The organism is Nocardia vinacea NBRC 16497, assembly GCF_000308835.1.
Classification (GTDB): Bacteria; Actinomycetota; Actinomycetes; order Mycobacteriales; family Mycobacteriaceae; genus Nocardia; species Nocardia vinacea.
This window is the reverse complement of record NZ_BAGN01000063.1, coordinates 15,649-36,573: the sequence shown is the minus strand read 5'-3', so window position 1 is coordinate 36,573 and position 20,925 is coordinate 15,649. Positions and strand designations below refer to the sequence as shown.

22 protein-coding genes are annotated in these 20,925 nt (G+C 65.5%); 6 read left to right on the top strand and 16 right to left on the bottom strand.

From position 1 onward, the window contains the following. Positions 1 to 334 (bottom strand): nitroreductase/quinone reductase family protein (locus ON44_RS07150; protein WP_040687238.1); only part of this gene is annotated, 334 nt, incomplete at its 3' end. A 108-nt stretch (positions 335 to 442) separates the two neighbouring features. After that, on the bottom strand, positions 443 to 1,246 hold the full coding sequence (locus tag ON44_RS07145) for a transglutaminase-like domain-containing protein (protein WP_051181668.1): 804 nt from the start codon (positions 1,244 to 1,246) through the stop codon (positions 443 to 445). 102 nt (positions 1,247 to 1,348) lie between these two features. On the opposite strand from ON44_RS07145, the gene ON44_RS07140 reads away from it, so the two are divergent. Further along, complete coding sequence (locus tag ON44_RS07140; RefSeq protein ID WP_245567035.1) at positions 1,349 to 1,999, top strand: phosphate signaling complex PhoU family protein; 651 nt, start codon at positions 1,349 to 1,351, stop codon at positions 1,997 to 1,999. On the opposite strand, the gene ON44_RS07135 is transcribed toward ON44_RS07140, so the two are convergent. Further along, positions 1,996 to 2,904 (bottom strand): LysR family transcriptional regulator, encoded by a 909-nt coding sequence (locus ON44_RS07135; RefSeq protein WP_040687233.1) that lies wholly within the window; start codon positions 2,902 to 2,904, stop codon positions 1,996 to 1,998. The two genes, ON44_RS07140 and ON44_RS07135, sit on opposite strands and share 4 nt — an antisense overlap. Positions 2,905 to 2,974: 70 nt before the next feature. On the opposite strand from ON44_RS07135, the gene ON44_RS07130 reads away from it, so the two are divergent. Continuing rightward, positions 2,975 to 4,123, top strand: a complete 1,149-nt coding sequence (locus tag ON44_RS07130; protein WP_040687254.1) for a TDT family transporter — start codon at positions 2,975 to 2,977, stop codon at positions 4,121 to 4,123. A gap of 4 nt (positions 4,124 to 4,127) precedes the next feature. Here ON44_RS07130 and ON44_RS07125 read toward each other — a convergent pair whose 3' ends face one another. Together ON44_RS07125 and ON44_RS07120 are read right to left on the bottom strand one after the other, a co-directional pair. After that, positions 4,128 to 4,952, bottom strand: a complete 825-nt coding sequence (locus tag ON44_RS07125) for an acyl-CoA thioesterase (RefSeq protein WP_040687232.1) — start codon at positions 4,950 to 4,952, stop codon at positions 4,128 to 4,130. 30 nt (positions 4,953 to 4,982) lie between these two features. Further along, positions 4,983 to 5,582, bottom strand: coding sequence for a TetR/AcrR family transcriptional regulator (locus tag ON44_RS07120; protein WP_040687229.1), 600 nt, complete (start codon positions 5,580 to 5,582; stop codon positions 4,983 to 4,985). 70 nt (positions 5,583 to 5,652) lie between these two features. Between ON44_RS07120 and ON44_RS07115 the strand changes: the two genes are divergently transcribed. After that, on the top strand, positions 5,653 to 6,540 hold the full coding sequence (locus ON44_RS07115; RefSeq protein WP_040687226.1) for an oxidoreductase: 888 nt from the start codon (positions 5,653 to 5,655) through the stop codon (positions 6,538 to 6,540). 4 nt (positions 6,541 to 6,544) lie between these two features. Here ON44_RS07115 and ON44_RS07110 read toward each other — a convergent pair whose 3' ends face one another. Both ON44_RS07110 and ON44_RS07105 read right to left on the bottom strand, forming a co-directional pair. After that, a complete protein-coding gene (locus ON44_RS07110) occupies positions 6,545 to 7,429 on the bottom strand; it encodes an RNA polymerase sigma factor (protein WP_245567034.1) in 885 nt (294 codons plus the stop codon). A gap of 84 nt (positions 7,430 to 7,513) precedes the next feature. Further along, positions 7,514 to 8,386 carry a haloalkane dehalogenase gene (locus ON44_RS07105; RefSeq protein ID WP_040687222.1) on the bottom strand — a complete coding sequence of 291 codons (873 nt, stop codon included), beginning with the start codon at positions 8,384 to 8,386 and terminating at the stop codon, positions 7,514 to 7,516. A gap of 622 nt (positions 8,387 to 9,008) precedes the next feature. On the opposite strand from ON44_RS07105, the gene ON44_RS07100 reads away from it, so the two are divergent. Together ON44_RS07100 and ON44_RS07095 are read left to right on the top strand one after the other, a co-directional pair. After that, positions 9,009 to 9,776 carry an HNH endonuclease family protein gene (locus ON44_RS07100; RefSeq protein ID WP_040687219.1) on the top strand — a complete coding sequence of 256 codons (768 nt, stop codon included), beginning with the start codon at positions 9,009 to 9,011 and terminating at the stop codon, positions 9,774 to 9,776. Positions 9,777 to 9,811: 35 nt separating this feature from the next. After that, complete coding sequence (locus ON44_RS07095; protein ID WP_083897694.1) at positions 9,812 to 10,036, top strand: hypothetical protein; 225 nt, start codon at positions 9,812 to 9,814, stop codon at positions 10,034 to 10,036. 6 nt (positions 10,037 to 10,042) lie between these two features. Here the strand turns inward: ON44_RS07095 and ON44_RS07090 are convergent, their stop codons facing one another. From ON44_RS07090 to ON44_RS07080, 3 genes are read right to left on the bottom strand one after another with little or no spacing between them, the layout of a single operon-like run. Further along, complete coding sequence (locus tag ON44_RS07090; RefSeq protein ID WP_040687218.1) at positions 10,043 to 11,062, bottom strand: zinc-dependent alcohol dehydrogenase family protein; 1,020 nt, start codon at positions 11,060 to 11,062, stop codon at positions 10,043 to 10,045. After that, positions 11,059 to 11,448, bottom strand: coding sequence for a cupin domain-containing protein (locus tag ON44_RS46560; RefSeq protein ID WP_051181656.1), 390 nt, complete (start codon positions 11,446 to 11,448; stop codon positions 11,059 to 11,061). The genes ON44_RS07090 and ON44_RS46560 overlap by 4 nt, the downstream gene beginning before the upstream one ends. Then, entirely contained in the window at positions 11,445 to 11,888 is a 444-nt protein-coding gene (locus tag ON44_RS07080) for a hypothetical protein (RefSeq protein ID WP_051181664.1), read from the bottom strand. The genes ON44_RS46560 and ON44_RS07080 overlap by 4 nt, the downstream gene beginning before the upstream one ends. A 123-nt stretch (positions 11,889 to 12,011) precedes the next feature. Here ON44_RS07080 and ON44_RS07075 point away from each other — a divergent pair, with 123 nt between their 5' ends. Continuing rightward, positions 12,012 to 12,839 (top strand): helix-turn-helix domain-containing protein, encoded by an 828-nt coding sequence (locus ON44_RS07075; RefSeq protein ID WP_040687216.1) that lies wholly within the window; start codon positions 12,012 to 12,014, stop codon positions 12,837 to 12,839. A gap of 312 nt (positions 12,840 to 13,151) precedes the next feature. Here ON44_RS07075 and ON44_RS07070 read toward each other — a convergent pair whose 3' ends face one another. The 6 genes from ON44_RS07070 to ON44_RS07045 form a co-directional block, all read right to left on the bottom strand. Continuing rightward, entirely contained in the window at positions 13,152 to 14,075 is a 924-nt protein-coding gene (locus ON44_RS07070; protein ID WP_040687214.1) for a LysR family transcriptional regulator, read from the bottom strand. A gap of 196 nt (positions 14,076 to 14,271) precedes the next feature. After that, on the bottom strand, positions 14,272 to 15,840 hold the full coding sequence (locus tag ON44_RS07065; protein WP_040687211.1) for a hypothetical protein: 1,569 nt from the start codon (positions 15,838 to 15,840) through the stop codon (positions 14,272 to 14,274). Further along, on the bottom strand, positions 15,825 to 16,589 hold the full coding sequence (locus tag ON44_RS07060; protein WP_040687208.1) for an ABC transporter ATP-binding protein: 765 nt from the start codon (positions 16,587 to 16,589) through the stop codon (positions 15,825 to 15,827). The genes ON44_RS07065 and ON44_RS07060 overlap by 16 nt, the downstream gene beginning before the upstream one ends. Before the next feature lie 104 nt (positions 16,590 to 16,693). Next, the gene (locus ON44_RS07055; protein ID WP_040687207.1) at positions 16,694 to 17,899 is read right to left on the bottom strand and encodes an FAD-dependent oxidoreductase; all 1,206 of its coding nucleotides are present in this window, start codon (positions 17,897 to 17,899) and stop codon (positions 16,694 to 16,696) included. 180 nt (positions 17,900 to 18,079) lie between these two features. After that, complete coding sequence (locus ON44_RS07050) at positions 18,080 to 18,727, bottom strand: PadR family transcriptional regulator (protein WP_040687205.1); 648 nt, start codon at positions 18,725 to 18,727, stop codon at positions 18,080 to 18,082. Positions 18,728 to 18,782: 55 nt separating this feature from the next. Further along, a complete protein-coding gene (locus tag ON44_RS07045) occupies positions 18,783 to 20,816 on the bottom strand; it encodes an MDR family MFS transporter (protein ID WP_040687202.1) in 2,034 nt (677 codons plus the stop codon). Positions 20,817 to 20,925: the final 109 nt, after the last annotated feature.

Sequence of the window (20,925 nt, the reverse complement as noted above, 5' to 3'; positions counted from 1 at the left end):
TATTGGCCTTGGGCAGCGCTCGCAGCCGGGCGCGCGGATCATCATCCGGCAGCACGTGTGCGGTACCGGTATGCCAATGCCCATGCAGCCGCACTCGAACCCGATTGTCGGCCTTGATATTTCGAATGTACTGCGACTTGTCACCGAATTCGGAGACGAGCCAGAACTCCTTGCCGATCCGTCGCCCCCCGATCGGCGTAATCCGCGGCTGCCCGCTCACCCGCCCCACTGTCTCCAGCAACTGCTGTGTCGGCAACCTGCGCAGAATCGGATTCCCCACCCGCCGCTGAATTGCCGTCACGGCTCGGTGCTGAACGTCGCGCAAGTTCGCCATCTCCCGACGCTAGCACCGGCCGATCGAAATCAGGTGGACCGGCGCCGGGCTTTCGGGCGATGCCGCCATCCGCATGATCTCGATTCCTGATGAGCGGCCCGGTCTCGATCAGACGATCGAGACCGGGTCGACGCCATTGTCGAACGGCAGGAAGCCGTCGATGATCGCACTGACCCACATGCTGTTCACGGAGACCTCGCCGCCGTGGTTGTCCATGAACGCGATATCGGAAGCGTCTCTGCCCGTGGCGATTCGGACCAGCGATGATCGCGGGGCGAGGCCGGTGGCGTCGAATGCGCGCCACACCCCGTCGATATAGGCCTCGGCGACCGCGTGGAAGTCCATCGGATAGAGACCGGGCGCGTATACGGCGGCCAGTCGCGCGGGCACCTTGACCGCGCGCAGCAGTGCCACCACGAGGTGGCTGAAATCGCGGCACACACCTGCCCCGGATAGCAATGTCTCCACCGCGCCATCGATCGGGTCGCTGCTGCCCGCGACGTAGCGCAGGCGGCGGCGCACCCACGCGGTCACCTCGGCGGCGAGTTCCGCGGGTGCGGCATTGCCGTCGAATTCGGTTGCGGCGAAGCCGAACATCTTGTCGCTCTCGGCGAAACGGCTCGGGCGCAGGTAGACCGCGATGTCGTAGTCGGATGCCGGTTCGAGGGCCGCTGTGCCCACAACGGTGGCGGTGTAGTGCACCCGCAGATTGCCGGTGCCGGTGGCGAATGTGTGGATGCGGGTGCCGTGCGGCCCGGGAATCTCCTGCGGCTGGATCGTGCGGCCGTCCTGTTCGAATACCAGCGACTCATCGATCTCGAGCCCGGGCAGCCTGGCGACGGCGAGCTGGAATTCGAGGGTGGTCGGCGCGGCGATACCGATATCGAGATGGGCCGAGACATCGCGCTTCACCTCACAATCCTGCCAGCCGAACACCCACGTATTCCGGCCATTGCGACGATCGACTCGAGATTCGTGTATTGGATAGCGCGGCGATAAGCGACAATGTGCGGAGTGCGGACCCAGTTCACTCGCGAGCTCATCGCGTTGACCAATGATTTGACGCTCATGTGTCGGCTCGCCCACGATGCCGCCGAGCGTGCCACGGCCGCGCTCGGCGATGCCGATCTCGCCGCCACCTATGAGGCCTTCGCGATCGACGAGCAGCTACAGAAGATGTACTCCGCTTGCGAGGCAAGGACCGTGGTGCTGCTCGCACTGCAGGCGCCGGTCGCGCGCGACCTGCGGCATGTGGTCACCGCCATCCAGATCGCCGGTGAACTGTCCCGGATCGGCTCGCTGATCAGCCGCGTCGCCGATCAGGTCTACAAGTACCATCCGGAACCCGTTGCGCCCCAGTCCCTTATGGATATCCTCACCGCCATGGGTCGGCTGGCCGCGCACCACACCGCCCTCGCGGGCGAATCGGTCGCCACCGGCCGCCAACCTGTCACCCCCGAATCCGGGACCCCCGCAATGGATCAACTCCAACGACAACTCCACTCGCTCCTGACCGAGCGAACCGCCACCGAAGCCGCCATCGATATCGCGCTGGTGGGCAATAACCTCGAACGCTGTATCGACCACACCACCCGCATCGATCGCCTGATCCGCTTCCTGGAGACCGGAATTCCGCCGACGGCCCAAATCTCCGACGCCGGCTAAGAAGTGCGGCGGGCGATGTTGTAGAGGTCGCGGGCGGGGCCGGTGAGGCGGTGTCCCGCCGGCCAGACCGCGCGCAGGGTTCGGGTCAGATCCAGGCCGGTGACGGTCGGGGAAACGAGAGTGCCCGCGGCGATTTCGGCGGCTACGGCCAGGGAGCTGAGGACGGCGGGACCGACGCCGGAGGCGACCGCGGTTTTGATCGCGGTGGTGGAGGACAGTTCCAGCGCGACCGTGGGTTCCCAGCCCGGAATGGCCCGCGCGACAGCATTTTCGAACCAGGTCCTGGTACCCGATCCGGGTTCGCGCTGGATCAGCGCGGTTCGAGCGAGTTCGGCCAGGTCGACCGAGCCGTGCCCGGCCCAGCGGTGCTGCGGGGCGACCACGACGACCAGCTGATCGCGGGCCACGATATGACTCTCCAGCCCACCGAAATTACGCGGGCTCTCGATGAAGCCGATGGCGTCCTTGCCGTCGAGCACCGCCTGCGCGACCTCGACGGAATTGCCGGACTGCAGCGCGATCGCGGTATCGGGTGCGGTGGTGCGCAGGGACATGAGCCAGCCCGGGAACAGGTATTCGGCAATGGTTTGACTTGCCGCCACCCGCAGGTGCGAATCACGCTCGGCGCGCAAGGTGTCGATGCCCGCATCCAATTGCTCCGCTGCATCGACGACCCCGCGCGCCCATTCGGCGATCAATGCCCCGGCAGTCGTGGGCCGGGAACCGAGGGTGGTGCGCTCCAGCACCGGCATGCCGACCAACTTCTCCAGATAGCGGATGCGGGAGGACGCCGAGGGCTGGCTGATGCCGTGCGCCTGCGCAGCGCGTCCGAGACTGCCGAGTTCGATGACCGAAAGCAGCAGGTCGAGCGCGGCCAGATCGGGGACACGCGGCGACAGGGGCATAGATCGAGTCTATGCATCCATAGGAATGCGGTGGCTACTCGACACCGCCGAAGCCGACGAGCCTGGACTTATGACCGCCATAGCACCCGTCCGGCCCGCACCCCCGCGGCATCTGCTCGGCGAGCTCGAACACGCTGCGACCAAGCGCGTCGCTTCCCGCTCGCTGCGGCACCTCGGACCCAACTGGTTCGCCGCCGTAATGGGCACCGGCATTGTCGCCAATGCCGCCGCCACGCTGCCGCTGCAGTTTCCTGGTCTGCGCGGCGCGGCGACGGTCGTCTGGGCGCTGGCCGCACTGCTGCTGGTGACTTTGAGTGCCGCCTGGGTCGTGCACTGGGTTCGCTATCCGGAGCAGGCCCGCAGCCACAAGGATCACCCGGTCATGGCGCATTTCTACGGTGCACCGCCGATGGCAATGGTGACCGTCGGCGGGGGCACCCTGCTGCTCGGCCGCGAGGTGATCGGCCTCGACGCCGCACTCACCATCGATTCGGTGTTGTGGTCGCTCGGCACCGCGCTCGGCTTGCTTACCGCCGTCGCCATTCCCTACCGAATGTTCACCTACCACCACATCGAGCCCGATGCCGCCTTCGGTGGCTGGCTGATGCCCGTGGTGCCGCCGATGGTGTCGGCCGCCTTGGGCGCACTGCTGGTCCCCTATCTGCCCGAAGGCCAGTTGCGGCTCACCATGATCCTGCTGTGCCTGGCCATGTTCGGTCTGAGCCTGATCGCCGCGCTGGTCATCACCACGATGATCTGGTCACGCCTGGTGCACCACGGCATCCCGCAGTCGGGCATGGTTCCCACCCTCTGGCTCGTGCTCGGCCCGCTCGGCCAATCCGTCACCGCCGCGGGCCTGCTCGCCAATGCCGGTCCCTCGGCACTGCCCGACCTCTATGCCAAGGGGCTGACCGTCTTCTCGGTCATCTTCGGCGTCTGCACCTGGGGATTCGCGATGCTGTGGGTGGCGCTGGCCACCACCGTCACCGTAAAGACCGCTCGCGCAGGCGAATTGCGGTTCAACCTGACCTGGTGGGGCTTCACCTTCCCGCTGGGCACCTGCATTACCGGCAGCACCGTGCTGTACGGCCACACCGGCGCGGATCTCTTCGCCGTCGCCGCGGTCGTGCTGTATGTCGGACTGGTCAGCGCCTGGGCCGTCGTCGCCGCCAAGACCATTCGCGGTGTACTCACCGGGCCGCTGCTCCGACCGGCCTGATCCGTCAGGCCTTGAAGTACACCAGCTGATGGCTCGTCGCGAGCAACCCACCGTCGTGCGCCCAGAGTTCGGCCGACTGATCGAAGAATCCCTTGCCGAAATGCTGAGAGCGCGCGGTGGCCAGCAGCGGGTGATCGGCTTGGGCGTCGAGGCGGTCGGTATCGGCGTGGAAATACACGGTCAGCGTGACGGTTCCGGCGGGGACGACGCGGCCGAGTCGCAGCATCACCCGCGGGAAGAACACATCGCTCAGCGCGGTGAGCGCCGGATAGTCCAGCGGGCGCGCGGGCCGGTCGCGGACCCAGAGCGTCGTGGTGGAAGTCGGTTGTGCCGCAGCGCCGTCGAGTTGGGTGATACCGCCCTCGATGAAGCGCATCTCGTAATTGTCCACCCAGGCAATGAATTCGGGCAGTGCATCCGGCTCGACGGTGTCCGGCGGCGGGGCGGCGGGCGCGGTGGCTTCGGTAGCGGTCCAGGTCTCGCGGCGGGTGCCGAAAACTGCGGTGGCCGTGGTGGTCACGATGCCGTCCTGGCTCATCGACAGCGTCCAGTGCTGGGTGTTGCGATTGGTCCGCACCGGTTGCGCCGCAATGGTAAAGGGCCCCTCGGCGATCGGGCCCGCGAAGTTGACGGTGAGCGAGATCGGATCGCCGAGACATTGCGGATGTTGTTGTACCGCACACAATATGGTTGCCGCGGTGATGCCGCCGAACGGGCCGACCATATTTCCGTACTCGGGAGTCGTCCGACCGCTGAAGTTTCCGGCGCCGTCGAATGTCAGCGCGACCGCGCTGTCGAAGGCATGCCGTGCGGCAATGGTCGACGTCATCTGTTCTCCTCGAGTAGGTAGGCGCGCCGGTCAATTGCGGGGGCGCAGACCATAGGTCAGCTGGGTGATCGTTTCGGCCAGTGCCGCGTCCACGTGCTCAGCCTCGATGAACCCGGACCCGGCGAACGTCGCCAATCCCTGCAGTGCCGCGATAGCGGCAATCCCGACCCGCATCGGATCGCCGGCCACGACTTCGCCACGCGCCTGCCCCTCGGCGATCAAGGCGAGGGGCACGGTGAACGCACGCCCGACCGCCGCCGCCATCTCCGCGCCCGAGGTCGGACTGTGCTTGCGCGCGAACATCAGCGCGAGCAACGCCGGATTGTCGATCGCGAAATTCAGATACGCGCGCGCGACGGCATGCAGCCGTTCGGAAAGGGATCCGGTCGGGTCGACCTGGCTGTAGACCGCGGCGAGCCGCTCGAAACCGACGAGCGCGAGCGCGTCGAGCAGCGCCTGCTTATCCCGGAAGTGCCTGCTCGGCGCGGCATGACTGACCCCGAGGTCGCGGGCGAGCTGACGCAATGAAAGCCCGTCGACACCGGATTCGCGCAGCGTGCTCTCGGCGCGCTGGAGCAGCTCGGCGCGCAGGTCACCGTGGTGATAGGAGCGGGAGCGGACAAAGGTCATGGTTGCTGCAGAATATCCGATACCCGTTGTTGGCATTGACTACTTTGTTGTCGCTGCCTACATTGGCGCTATGACGAACCACAAGTGGACATCCGCAGATCTGCCCCGATTCGACGGCCGCACCGTCGTCATCACCGGCGCCAACAGCGGGATCGGCCTGGTGACGGCCCGTGAACTGGCCCGCGTCGGTGCCCGCATTGTGCTCGCGGTGCGCGATATCGCGCGCGGCGAACAGGCGGCGCAGAGCATGTCGGGCCGCACCGAGGTGCGCGAACTCGACCTCGCCGACCTGGCCTCGATTCGCCGCTTCGCCGCGAACTGGTCCGGCGATATCGATGTGCTGGTGAACAATGCGGGCATCATGATGGTCCCCGCCGGACGCACGAAAGACGGTTTCGAACGCCAATTCGGCACCAATCACCTCGGCCACTTCGCGCTGACCAATCTCCTGCTGCCCCATATCACCGACCGCGTGGTGACCGTCTCCTCGCAGGCCCACCGCCGCGGCGGCATCGACCTCGACGACCTCAACTGGGAAACCCGGACCTACAACTCCGCGGCCGCCTACGGGCAGTCCAAACTCGCCAATCTGCTGTTCACCCTCGAACTACAGCGGCGTTTCAGCGAATCCGGATCCCGACTCGCGTTGAGCGCCCATCCCGGTTGGGCCGCAACGAATCTGCAGGGCCATTCCGGCAACCGGATCCTGCACGAGGCCATGCGGGTGGGCAACAAACTACTCGCCCAGGATGCGAGTTTCGGTGCACTGCCCACCCTGTTCGCCGCCAGCCAGGAGCTGCCGCCGGGAAGCTACGTCGGCCCGGACGGCTGGGGCGAAATGCGCGGTCACCCAAAGGTCGTCGGCCGCTGCGCAGACGCCGCGAATGCCGACCTCGCCGCGGCATTGTGGACCAAATCCGAAGAACTGACCGATGTGCGATTTCCGGCCACCGCGTAATCGTTCAGTCGAGCATCGGGAATCTGCCCGAAGTCAGCAGTCCGGCGATGGCATCCATTTTCGCCTGCGGCGCAGCGTAATCGGGGTGCAGCCGGATTACCGCCGCGGCGTCGTGCAATCGGATCATCTGCTGTTCGGCCTCGGTGACGCTGCGACCGCCCGCACTAACCGCATGTCGGGCGAATACCGGCCGCTTCGGATCGACGCGCCCCAGCTCCACTGCCTTGTCCACCCGACGGGAGCAGCGACAGAACGCCTCGGGCTCGGCCACTCCGCAGGTCGCGTTCAGAAATGTGCCGATGCGTTTCTTGGCTCGTTCCAACCGCTTTCGGAAGGCGGGGGCGGTGATACCCAGAATCCAGGCCGCTTCGGCGGAGCCGAGTTCGAAAACGTCACCGAGTACGAAGGCGACCCGCTCGTCGCGGGCCAGGCACTGCAACATGGCCTGAGTGCAGTTCAACCGCACCTCATGGGAGAGCAGCTCGGCCTCGGGGCCGCGATAGTCCTCGGCGGCGAGCCCGTCCGCCAATCCGTCGCGGTAGGCGTCGAGGCTGAGCTGTACCGCCTCCTGCGGAGTCTGGCGCTTCAGGTTCAGCAGATAATTGACGCCGATCCGGTAGGCCCAGGTCAGCAGCTTGGCCTCACCCCGCCACGTCGCGAGGTTGCCGACCACTCGCAGCAGGATTTCCTGTGTCGCGTCCTCGGCCTCGGCGGGCCGCCACACCATGCGCAGCGCCAGCCGGTACAGCGGATCCTGTAGCCGCCGCACCACATCCGAGATGGCGGCTGTGTCACCGGCAATCGCCCGATCGACCAATTCCCGCTCCCGAGGGATGTCTTCCGCGTTTTCTGCCGTGGGCAGGTCGGGGTGCGATAGCTCGGGTTCCACCGCACAATCCTTCGGCGGTATCCGGCGTTACGCAAGTCCTATCCGCGCCGCGCGGGTGGCTCTCACCCGCGCGGCGCACCGGGCTCATGCACTCGCGGTCGCCGCCGTCAACGAGTGCGCACGCAACCACGTCGCGACGGCGGTCCCGATGGCATCGGGCTGATCCTCCGGAGCGTGATGTCCAGCCTCCCCGACCGACACGACCTCGGCACCGGCGAATGTCTCGGCAGCCCAGGCGATCACCTCCGGCGAACCGAGGCCGACGCCATTGTCGAGCGCCATGATGAGCTTCGGCACCTGCGGCGAGTCCGCCGCCCACCGGTCGTAGTTCTCCACCAGCGCGACCACATCGGCGGGCTCGCCTTCCAGCGGAAATTCACGTGACCAGGCCAACATCGGCTTGCGCGATTCCGGCGTCAGGAAGGGTGCGCGATACGCATCATGATCTTCCTGCTTCAGATCGACAACGCCCTTCGGCAGGTTGAACTCGATGAACATGTTCTCCGCAAGCACCATTCGCTCCCCCTCGGCCGTCCGGAATTTCCGGAACAGTTCGGCGCCGAGCGGCGGGAGTTCCTCCCAGCGCATCGGCCGCAGGAACGTCTCGATCAGTGCGATGCCCCGGATGCGCTCGGGATGCCGTGCCGCCCAATGCATACCGAGTGCGCCACCCCAGTCGTGGCCGACGATGACAACCTGGTCGAGGCCGAGGGCGTCGAACCAGGCGTCCAGATAGCGGGCGTGATCGGCGAGGCGGTATGCACTGTCCGGTTTCCCGGACGCACCCATCCCGATCAGATCCGGTGCGAGCACCCGGGTTTGATCGGCGACGTGCGGAATCACATTGCGCCACAGGTGCGATGAGGTCGGGTTGCCGTGCAGGAACACCACCGGTACCGATCCGGTACCGAGGTCGGTGTAGTTGATGAACGAGTCGAGAACGTCGACGGTAGCCATGATGTGGGTCCTTCCTGGATCCGGCTTTATGCCTGCACCCGGTTTGGACACACGTTCCGGCCCCGCTGTGACCGCCATCGAATGTGACACTCGTCACCCGCTCGAAGTCCGTGGGCGCAGCCGATCTCACCGCAATCGCAGGTAAACCTTACTTCCGTATGTGAGCAGTACATGTTTCAACTGCCCGAAGCGCCATTCAGGAGATTCTCAGACTTAAGTAAAGCGATTGCAAAGGAATATGGAATGATCTACTGTCTCTCTACGTAAGAACAATGAAGTTCACACAGACCGTCACGAGGAGTTACCCGCAGTACGACACGGCACGACGAGACTTCCCTCATCAGCCTCGTGGCGCCGTGAGAACGGATCATCCGGCCTGGACAACCGGCCCGTTCATTCGGCCGCGGCACGAACTCATTCGTGACACACCACCCCTGGAACGGCGCCGGCACGCCGAGTCAGGGGTGGTTTCACGTCTACCGTCGAGTCCCCTTGCCACACCGTGCGTCCTACGACTAGCTGTGCCGAACGTCATACGCGACAATCACATACGGGACGATCGGCCGCAGGTAGCTTGACGCCCGACAAATTCATCGGTGCGAGGCTAGGAAGTTCGATCTTTGTGAAGTGGTTGTCGTCCCGCGCCGCGCGTCGCGTACTCGCTGTTGGTGCACCCATCGTCTTGGCTGTCGTTGTCGCCGTTGCCTGTTCCTCCATCGACAAGTCCGTCACGGGATCCGGACCGGCGAATGCCGCGACGGTTTCCGGCAAGGACATCACCGACTTGCTCGGCCAGCTCGCCGATGCGCCCGAAGAGTCGATGGAGGGCTACAGCCGGGAGAAGTTCCCACACTGGGATACCAATAAGCCCGAGCACGGCTTCGGCGCCGATTTCACGCAGTACAGCAAATGCACCAGCCGTGACGTGATGATGCTCAGGGACGCGAAGGGCTCGGTCAAACTCGACCCGAAGACCTGTGAGCTCACCGTCGGTCGCGGCGGCGGCTGGCAAGACCAGTACGGCGTTCTGGATTCGAAGACCGGGAAACTCAAGCCGTACAAGTTCATTACCGACCCGGCCGGTGTCGATGCCGAACACATCGTGCCGTTGGCCGAGGCATGGCGTTCGGGTGCGAATAAGCGCGATGAAGATACCCGCCGCCGGATCGCCAACGACGCCGTCAATCTGATCGCCTCCGATCCTTCGGCCAACAGGTCCAAGGGTGACCAGGATGCCGCGAACTATCTGCCGCCCGGAAATTTCCGGTGTGGCTATCTCGAGCATTACGTCAAGATCAAAGTAAAATATGCGCTGAACGTCGATCCCGCCGAACACACCGCACTGCGCAACGCAGTCGCCGACTGCGTCAGTCGAGGAGAGTTCAAATAAGCGACATCATCGAGATTTCCGCCAAGGCCGCCGTCATGACCGAAGAGGAAGGCACGGTCTCCGGCGAGCTCGATGTGACCGTCGATGCGACGGGTAAAGGTCTGGTTCGCTATCGCAAGACCGAGACCTGGTACACCATCGGCAATCTCGAGGCGGAGCCGCCGCGCACCTGGACCACCGTCGCCGAGCTGGCGGCCGCCATCGAAGCCACCGCCGGAACCCGCGATGCGGCCGGCAATACCGTGCCGTTCGAGGCCTGATCCGCACTACGGCATGGTGATGACGACCTTGCCGAACGGATTGTCCTCGCGGAAGTAGCGGTAGGCCTCCACCGCTTGGTCGAGCGGAAATGTCCGATCGATGACCGGACGCATGCGGTGTGCGGTGATGGTGCGGTTCATCGCCTCGAAATCGTCCCGGCTGCCGACCGCGATTCGGCGGATCGCGAGATACGGTCCGACGAACGGATTCTCGAATGCTTCGCCCTTCGGCAGCTGCGATGCGCCGATCATGGTGATCATCGCGTTGTAACCGGCGGAGCGCACCGATTTCGACAGGGTGGGCAGCCCGACGGCCTCCACCACATTTTCGACGCCGTGGCCGCCGGTGAGTTCGAGCACCTTCTCGTCCCAGTCGGGCGTCGCGTTGCGGTCGATGGTCTCGTCCGCGCCGAGCTTGTGCAGCCGCTCGGCCTTATCCGGGCCGGAGGTGATCGAAATGACCCGTGCGCCGAGCATTTTCGCGTGCTGCACGGCGAACAGCGCGACGGTACCGCTGCCGACGGTCAGTACCGTCCGGCCCGCAGACACCGGTACCGGCGTGGTCAGCGCGGCCCACGCTACGACTCCCGCGCAGGTCAGCGTGGCTGCCTCGATATCGGTGAGATGTTCGGGCACATGTACCACCGAATCCTCTTCGATCACCGCGTAGGTGGCGAGCATCCCGTTGTAGTTGGCGCCGTACTGTTCGGCGACCTGCGCCAGCCGCTGCGGGCCATTGATGAAGCGCACGAAGTACGACGCGGTCACGCGATCGCCGAGCGCGGCGCGAGTCACGTTGTCGCCCACCGCGATGACCTCACCGACGCCATCGGACAGCGGGATGATGCCCGGGGTGGCGGGCAGCGGGTAGATGCCGTCCATGAGCATGAGGTCCCGCCGGTTCAGCGAGGCCGCGCGCACCCTGATGACCACCTGATTCGGTCCCGGCTGTGGCAGCTCCTGGTCTCGGACGGTCAAACCGGCGAGGCTCTGTAGTGGATCGAGGTGATAGGCAATGGCTTTCATGATCTGCTTCCTGTGGTGGGCACGAACAGCGCCTCGAAGGGCGCTTCTCCGATACCGGTGGTGATGTGGCCGTGGCCGTCGGTGTCCTCGACATGGACCAGGTCACCGGGCCCGAATCTGCGCCGAGCGCCGTCGCTCGTCGTCACTTCGATCACGCCGCGCAGCATCACGACCCACTGCTGCGCCGGAGCGGGATGCGGTTCGCTGTCGAATTGCGCGCTGCGCAAGTAGGTTACGGATGCCGCCGCCGACATTCCGGCGACGGCCATCGCAGGTACGCCTGCGGCGACGGTTCGTCCCGTCAATGCGAGTTCCGCGTCGACGAATCGGGAACCGCCGTCCTCGGTGCGCACTATCCGGCTGAACCGCACGGTCACGTCGGTCACCGCACGCCTTCGATGAATTGGTGGTCGAAGGTGATGCGGCCGTCGGGATCGAGGCCGATCACCTCGTAACCGCCGCCCGCGACGGAGCCGTCGGTGCGCGAAATCATCGACCAGGGCAGGCCGATCAGACCGGCGGGCAGCCGGGTTGCGGCGCCTACCTCGAAGGTGTACTCGCCGGGTGCCACGAACATCTCGTAAGCGCGGGACACCCGGGCCTCCATTGCGTCGTGGCCGCGCACTTCCAGGGCGGGGACGGCGAAGTTCAGGTTCGCCGCCGCCTCGCGGATCTCCACCGGTGGGTCGACCAGCGTTTGAGAACCGGCGGGTGCCCAGATCTCCTCGATCATCTTGCGGCGGATCACCGGATCGGATTCGTTCCATTGGGCCATGTAGCGCTCCGCCAAGCGGATCAGGTCGTTGTCATTCGATTGCTTGCTCATGGCACCGAGTTTTGCGAGCGCGGCGCCGCGGCGCGATTCCCTCCAGGGAATGAAGCCGATGCGGGTGCGGTGATTCCCTTCAGGGAATGGCGCGGACACCGCGGGTCGGATATCACTGAATTCATGACGACAGTGGTGGAGTCGAATCCGTTCGCTCAGCAGTTGCGGCACTGGCGCACGCAGCGACATGTGAGCCAGCTCGATCTGGCGATTCGCGCGGACACCAGCCAGCGCTACTTGAGCTTCCTGGAGCAGGGGCGCTCACGTCCGGGACGCACCATGGTGGTGCGGCTGGCCGAATCGCTGGAGTTGTCGCTGCGCGAGCGCAATGCACTGCTGCTCGCCGCGGGCTATGCCCCGATTTTTCCCGAATCCGATTTGGACACACCGGAATTGGGTCCAGTGCGAGTCGCCCTGGAACGCATTCTCGAGGGCCACCTGCCCTATCCCGCGGTCGTCACCCGCCCATATGGCCAACTGGTCGCCGCCAACGCCGCCTTCGATATCCTCACCGAGGATTCCGCGGCGGAACTGATCACCCCGCCGATCAATGTCCTCCGCCTCGCCCTGCACCCCGACGGCCTGGCACGACGCGTGCTGAATCTGCCCGAATGGGGCCGCCACGTCACCGAAAGCCTGCGCGGCAAGGCCCTGCGCAGCCCCGATCCCCACCTCGACGACTTCATCGCCGAACTCGAAAGCTACCTCCCCGCCGCCACGCCCGGCCCCGACCACCTCGGCTTCGCCGTCCCCCTACGCCTGACCAGCCCCGACAGCGAACTCCGCCTCATCACCACCATCACCAGCTTCGCCACCGCCGTAGACATAACCCTCTCCGAACTCCACCTGGAAGCCTTCCTCCCCGCCGACGACCGAACCGCCGAATTCCTCCGCCGCCGCTCCGAACAGCGCCGAGCACAAGCCAACCAGCGCTTTGTCGCGCCGATGTGAACTCAGCACCGGAGGCGAGGACGCAGCCGACAGGGCCCGCTGCGCGAACGGGTCGCGGTGTATCGGCGGCAGCGCGAAGCCTGCGCAAGTACCTCGGCGATTCACCGACTGCACGCGGTGACTCGCAAACGTCTGCGAACTTCTCCGACGCACTGACAGCTGACAGTGGTGCGAAACCCAGGTATCCACCTCGGCGGCGGCAGTTCACCAAGTGCGCCCGGCGACTCGTAGCCCGGTCGCGGATCGGCCCGCCGCGTCAACATGTCACGGTGTGTTGGCAACGACGGGTGCCGACGTCCACGTCGGCGGGGTTCACCAAGTTCGGGCGGCGGAACGAAGGTGTTTGTAGACCAGGTCTATGTGGGGACGGGAGGTGGTGCCGGGGCGACGGACCAGGAAGCCGGTGTTGATGGGCGGGTCATCGGGTTCGAGCAGGGGGACCAGGGTGCCTGCGGCGAGTTCGGGAGCGCAGAGGTAGCGCGGGAGAACGCTGATGCCTGCGCCTGCGGCGACGGTTGCGGTGATGGCGCGCAGGTCGGCGACGACTACCGCGGCTTCGGCGGCGAGGCGGACGCCGAAGACATGTCTCCAGTAGCGGCGGAGGATGGGGAGGTCGGCCGAGTAGCTGACCAAGGGTAGATCGGTGAGGGCGGCGGGTCCGTCGGTGCGCAGCCGTGCGGTATCGATGCGGGCGGCCAGCTGAGGGGCGGCGACCAGGACGAATTCCTCGTCGGCGAGCGGTTCGGCGACCAAGGCGCGGCCGCGGGGGCGCACCGTGGACACGATGAGGTCGTAGTGTCCGGCGCGGAGTCCGGCCAGCAGTTCCTCGGAAAGCCCCGCGGTGACCGTCAGCCGCACACCGCGCCCGATCAACGGCGCGAGTGCCGGAAGTGCCTGCACCGCAAGCAATTCGGCGGGCCCGGCCAAGCGCACCGGCGGCTGTGGCACCGGTTCGGCCGGCACGGCCCGCACCGTGACCCCGTCGAGCGCATCCAGTGGCCCGGCGACCCGAGCCGCCAACTCCACGGCAGCGGTGGTCGATGCCACCCCGCGCGGCAACCGATCGAACAGCCGATACCCCAGCCGCTTCTCCAACGCCTGCAACTGTGTCGTCACCGTCGGCTGCGACAACCCCACCAACCGCGCCCCCGCCGTAATGGATCCGGCACGATGCACCGCCAGGAACGTCCGCAGCTGATTCAGATCGAGACTGCCATCGGAATCCCTATCGCCCACCCTACAAGTGTATTTCTCTCCCAATACTCGACCAGCCGATCACCGATCCCATGCAACGAGAACCCGCCTCCGACACCGACCAGCATCGACGCGGCTACGCAGCAGCAGAACCGCCGCCCGTGCCCAGACGGCCGCTCCCCGGCAAGGCGGGCACCGAAGACCGCACCCGCAATAGCGATCGCGTTCCTGACCAGCATCAACGCGGCTGCACAGCAGCAAGGACCTCCGGTCCACGGGCGGACAACCGCTCTTCGGCGAGACGTGCACCGACCACTGCGCCGATGATCCCGATCGCGATCCCGACCGGCAGGGCCAGCCACAGTACGGCGGTCAGGTCGAGTGCCAGGCCGATGATCAGCACGATCAGGACCGGGATCACCGCGACCAGTTGGCCAAGGCTGGTGGCGACTTGCACCAAAGCCTTTGCACAGCCTGGATTTCCGGAGGACGCGAAGGGATTTCCGGTACGCGGCGGTAGCGGGTAGGGCGCGGTTACCGACAGGAAAACGGCCGAACCCGCGCCGACGCCGAGCACAGCGAACAGCAGCGACAGCGTCCACGGGTACATCGACCAGCGACCGAGCGCACCCGGCAAAACCACGGCTAGCAGCACGGACGGCAGGCCGATCACCAACAGCAGGGCCAGCAGTCGCCCCCGCACATCGGCGCGCACCGCGCCGGGCGTCACCAATGTCTGCCAAAGCGCGGTTCCGTCGTAGCCGTAGAGATTGTTGGCGGCCAGGCCCGCGAACCACGCGGCACTCACACCCGCGAACACCGCACCGCCCGAGCCGTTGCCCTGTATTGCCGGAAAGACCGGCAGCAGAGCCCCCACCAGCAGGACGGGCAATAGCGCAGCCCGGCGTCGACTGTCGCGAGACCACGTTCGCAACTCCTTGACCACGACCGCACCCACCGGCCCGGACGTCCGCACCCGACTCAGCAGCATCCCTCGCCCGCCCGTGCCGGATACCGAATCCAGCGGCGCGGTCAACCGCCGCCGCAACAGCACCGACCATGCCTGCCACAGCACCGCCGTCAAGGCCAGCAATCCGCCCAACGCGATCAGCGCCGAAAACCGATCACCGCGCGCAGCTGCACCCACCGCAACAGGTGCCCATCCGGAAGGCAAGGCGCGCAACATATTCGCCAACCACGGTGCCGATTCTCGCACCGCATCCACATGATTCAGCAGGAAACTCATCGGGTAGTAGGCCAATCCGGCGAGACCGGCGAGCAGCACCCCGAGATCGCGCCCCCTCCGCGAACGCATCGCGGCACCGATCCACGCCAGCACCACCCGCGAGAGCACCACCACGAATACCAACTGCAGCAACACCCCGACCAGCGCCACCGCGGCCGCACCCCAACTCAATTGCGCTGCGAGCACAATCAGTCCGGAGAAGGCGAGCAGATTGATCACCGGCGCGGGCCCGACGAATGCCGTCGCCAATAACCCGGTGGCCAACTGTCGATGACTCAGCGGCAGCAGCCGCAGATGTTCGGGCTGCACCGTCTCATCGCTGCTGCCCATCAATACCGGACCGCACAACCAGCCGAGCGTCCATATCCCGTACCACGCGGCGGCCACCGTGATACCACCGGACACATCGCCGTCCCGCACCCCGAATCCAACGAGACCCGCTGTGCCGAGCGCGAATACGAGACCGATGATCACACCGCTGACGAACGTGACACCTTGCCAGCCATTGCCCAGAGCACGCTTGGTCAGCAACAACCGCATCCGAATCAGGACGCCAACCACGACAGCCCGTCCTCCCCGCCGACCCGGCCGCCGACCAGATGTACGAACGCCGTCTCCAAGGTGCTGTCTCCGCGCACCTCGTCGAGCGTCCCCGCGGCCACCACCCGTCCGGCGGTGATCACCGCGACCCGATCGCACAGGTTCTCCACCAGCGCCATCACATGACTCGACAGCACCACCGCACCGCCCGCCGCGACGAACCGCTGCAGGATGGTGCGAATCGTGCTCGCCGATACCGGATCCACGGCCTCGAACGGTTCGTCGAGCACCAGTAGTTTCGGTGCGTGCAGCAGCGCCGTCGCCAATCCGATCTTCTTACGCATGCCCGCGGAGTAATCGACGACGAGAGTCCGTTCGGCACCGGTCAATTCGAAAACTCCGAGTAATTCCTCGGCACGTTCGGCCACCGTATTCGCGGGCAGTCCGCGCAGTAGACCGGTGTAGGTCAACAGTTCGCGGCCCGTCAGGCGCTCCGGTAGCGCAAGTCCATCCGGCAATACGCCCGCCAAAGTCTTCGCCGCGATCGGATCGGCCCACACATCGACGCCGAAGATCCGCGCCTGTCCGGCGTCCGGCCGTAACAGTCCGCAGGCCATCGACAAGGTGGTCGTCTTGCCTGCACCATTCGGGCCGACCAGCCCGAAGAACGAGCCCGGCGGCACCGTGAGGCCGACATCATCGACCACCCACGGACCGCCGAATCGCTTATAAAGCCCGGTCAGCTGCAGTGCAGGATCGGTATGCACCATCTATCCCCCCCTGGTGTTCGATTCTCATCTCCTACGTTACGGAAGAACCGGCCATCGGGTTCGAAAATACTGCCTGCCCCAAGAAGGGGCAGGCAGCACCAGCACTACGCTTTCACAGTCGCCAACTCCTGCTGCACCGGCGCATCCCAATCGATCCGATACCGCTGCTCGCCCCCCATGGTCTTCTCCGGGTTCATCCCTTTGATCAGCAGCGGCATCAGCATGGACATCATCCGGCGGGCCACCGGCCCCGGCGTCTTGCTGTGGTTGATCTTGCGCGCCCGGGCCGCGACGCCCTCCACCCGCGGCCGCCGCACCCCCTCATAGGCAGCGAAGGCCGAGGTGTGATCCGGCAGGTCCCGCAGACAGCGTGCCAGCTGCACCGCACTCTCGATGGCCAGCGACGCCCCTTGACCCGAACTATTGGACGGCGCGTGCACCGAATCCCCGACCAGCACCATGCGCCCCCGATACCAGGTCGGCACCGGCGGCATAATGTGCAGTGCCCCAGTCGTTTCCAGATTTTCCGCGGTGGTCCTGCGGGCGAATTCGCCGCCCGGGGTGTCCTCGGCGTAAGTCTCCCGCAGGATCGCCAACCAGTGCTCGGCCGGAATCGCCCGGGCCTCGGTCAGCGACAGATACTCCTTGTGCGGCAGATTGGCACCCCACATGACTTTGTCGTCGACTGCGCCGTATAGGTAGTACGCCTTCTTCCCGAACGCGAAAACCATTGTCTCCGAGGGAATTCCGAAATCATTGCCGAGCATCGCGCCGAATCCGATCATCCCGGTGTACTCCGGTCCCGGATTGTCCGGGTCGATGAGACCGCGCACCGTGGATCGAATACCGTCCGCGCCGATCAGCACATCTGCGGTTGCGCGGCTGCCATCGGCGAAATGCGCGGTGACACCGTCCGCGTCCTCCTCGACGCGTACGAGTCGCTTGTTGTATTCGAAAGGAACACCAGCGGCGACCGCGTGATCGTGCAGCGTCCGGTGCAATTCATTGCGGTCGACCATCTTCAACGACGGAACGTCCGGCATTTCCGGCATCCGCAGCACTTTGCCGCCGACCGACAGCTGTGTGTGCGATATCGGACTCGCTATCCCCCGAACGAGGTCGCCGGCACCGACAATGTCGAGGGCGGCAACACCATTCGGCGCCAATGCCAGCCCACTTCCGATGCCAAAGGTGGGCCCCGGATAGGCCTCGTAGACGCGAGCGGCAATGCCCGCCTTGCGCAGAGCGGTGGCGGTGACGGGTCCGGCGATACCACCGCCGATAACGATGGCTGTTTCTGTTTTGGACATGGGTGTACTCCAGTTATGTGCGATACGGGTTTCTTCGAAAGCCCGAACCGGCCATCCCATCGCACACCCAGTTATCCTGTGGTTGCCAGCCTTGTAGCCGGGTGCGCGCATGCGGACGCGGTTCGAGACGGTTACATCGGGCTCGGCGGCGGTGTTGCCGCACCCCGCCGGGCCCGGTCTCTATTCCGTCATCCCCCTTTCCACCAGCTCCGTGACCTCGGCGGGCGACATGCCGACGGCATGCATATGCCGCCACAGATCGACACCGGGGAAAGTCCCGGCGGCGATCTCGTCACGCAGCGACACGGCCCACGCCACCTCGGCCTCCAGCATCGCCACACCGTATTCGGCTTCGACGACGAACAGCCTGGGCAGATTGGCGACCGCGAGTTGATCGAGTTCTCGGCGCGCAGCCTCGATGATGCGACCCAGCGCGTCGATGCGCCGGCCGAGCAACTCGACGACTTCATCCGGCGGCAGTGCCGCCACGACGGAGAGTCCGGCCGTGAACCGATGGTGTTCCGGTGCCGGCTCGGCAATCAATTCCCTTGTCCAGTCGGCCATTTCGGCGCGACCGGCATCGGTTATCGCATAGATCGTGCGTTCCGGCCGAGCACCGTCGCGCTCATTGCCGACGACCTCGAGGAAGCCCGCCTTCTCCATGTTCTGCACGACGGTATACAGCGAGCCCCATTTGATGTCCATATCGCGGTCCTTGCCGCGCTCACGCATCTGCGAGGCGATTTCGTAGCGGTGCATCGGCCGTTCGATGACGGTCGCGAGTACCGCCAGCGCCAGCAGATTGTTCACCTTGCGCTTCGTGGCCATGGACACCTCCTTACTCGTCTACGAATATACGCCGACGAGCATTCGGGCACAAGTACTAGGCGTGGACGGGCTCGCGCTCTCTGGTCTCTTCATCGAGCAACTTGGCTGCGATGTTCTCCAGGGCCTGATCGAGCAACGCGCGGTCGGCCGAATCGGCGCAGTCCCAATCGTCGAGCTTGGTATCGAGCCAGCGCCGCCACGACGCCTGGATCAGATCGACCTGGGTCTGTCCGGTATCGGTAAGTCGCAGTCCCGCACCGTCTTCGGTGAGATAGCCGCGGCCGATCACCCGGTCGTAGATGGGTTCGATGACCTCGTCCGGCACCTTGTGCCGCTGCGCGATCGCATCCACTGTCGCCGTCCCCCGGATACGGATGTGCATATAGACCTGCCCCAACGCCCAGGCCTCGCCGCGAGTCAGCCCGCTGCCCGAATCCGCGAGAATGCGCGGACCGATCGGCCCCTCCTCATGCGCTTTGCGCATGGTGTCGGCGACGGCGCGCTCCAGCAACACCACACGATCCGGGGACTCCGGCATCGAAAAGCCCTCGCCCACATCGGTCGCACCCGCTCGGGAACTGTCGCGCAGTGGCACCTCCTTCAAGAACCAGGCGATCACGAAACCGGCCAGCGCGACCGGCACCACCCACAGGAAGACGTGGTCGATGGATTCGGCGTAGGCATCGATGATCGGCGCGGACACCTCCGACGGCAGCGCACGCAGCGACTTCGCATCGGCCGCGACCTCCGGCGAAACAACCCGGACCTGCGTGAGCGCATCGGCCAGGTTCGGTCCGATCTGATTGGTGTAGAGCGTGCCGAAAATGGCTGTGCCGAAGGTACTTCCGAGCGTGCGGAAAAAGGTGACACCCGAGGTCGCGGTGCCGAGTTGCGCGTACGGCACAGTGTTCTGCACGACGATGGTCAACACCTGCATGCTCAGCCCGAGCCCGAGGCCGAGCACCAGCATGTACAGCGATTCCAACCACACGCCGGTGTTGCGCCCCATGGTGGACATCAGGTACAGCCCCAGCGCCATCACCAATGTGCCGACGATCGGAAAGTATTTGTAGCGACCGGTCTTGCCGACCACCTGCCCGGACAGGATCGAGGTGATGAACAACCCGACCACCAGCGGCAGCGTGCGAATGCCGGACGCGGTGGCCGAAACCCCGTTCACATACTGCAGATACGCGGGCAGATACGTCATCGAGCCGAGCATCGCGAATCCGACGATGAAGCTGAGGATCGAGCACACGGTGAACACGCGGCTGCGGAACAGGCTCATCGGCAGCATCGGCTCCCTGGCCCGCAGCTCGACCGCGACGAATGCGGCCAGCAGTAGCACCGCCGCCACGAACAGGCCGATGATCATCGCGGAGCCCCATGCGTACTGCTGCCCGCCCCACTCCAGTCCGAGAATCAGGCAGGACACACCGGCCGCGACGAGTCCGATGCCCGCATAGTCGATGATCGGCTTGACCACCGAGCGCACCCGCGGGATCGTGCGTGCGGCCATGGCGATCATGATCACCGCGACGGGCACGTTGACGTAAAAACACCACCGCCAGCTCGCGTGGTCGGTGAACAGCCCGCCGAGCGTCGGCCCGATCACCGTGGTGACACCGAATACGGCACCGAGCGCGCCCTGATATTTACCGCGCTGCCGCAGCGGAATGGTGTCGGCGATCAGCGCCATCGCGGTGACCATCAGGCCACCGGCGCCGAAACCCTGGATGCCGCGGGCGACGATCAGCAACGTCATCCCATTGGCCAGACCGGCGATCATCGAGCCGATGATGAAGATCAGCGCACTGAGCTGGAATATCAGCTTGCGGCCGAAGAGATCGCCGAGCTTACCCGCCAGCGCGGTCGCCACCGCCTCCGCCAACAAATAGGCCGTGACCACCCACGCCATCCGCCCGGCCTCGCCGAGATCGGCGACGATCGTCGGCAACGCGGTGGACACGATCGTCTGATCCAGCGCCGCCAACAACATCCCGAGCACAATCGTGGCAAACACGACATTTGTCTTGCCCCGACTCAACGGCTCCGCAGCATTCTCAGCGACAGCAACAGCAGCGCTCATCCCCCAAGTATGGCCACCTGCAGCCTCCCACCTCTCCCAGCGACACGACAGCAATCATCGAGAACGCACTGGCGGCGGCTCGCTCGATATTCGCCTTCACCAGCACATG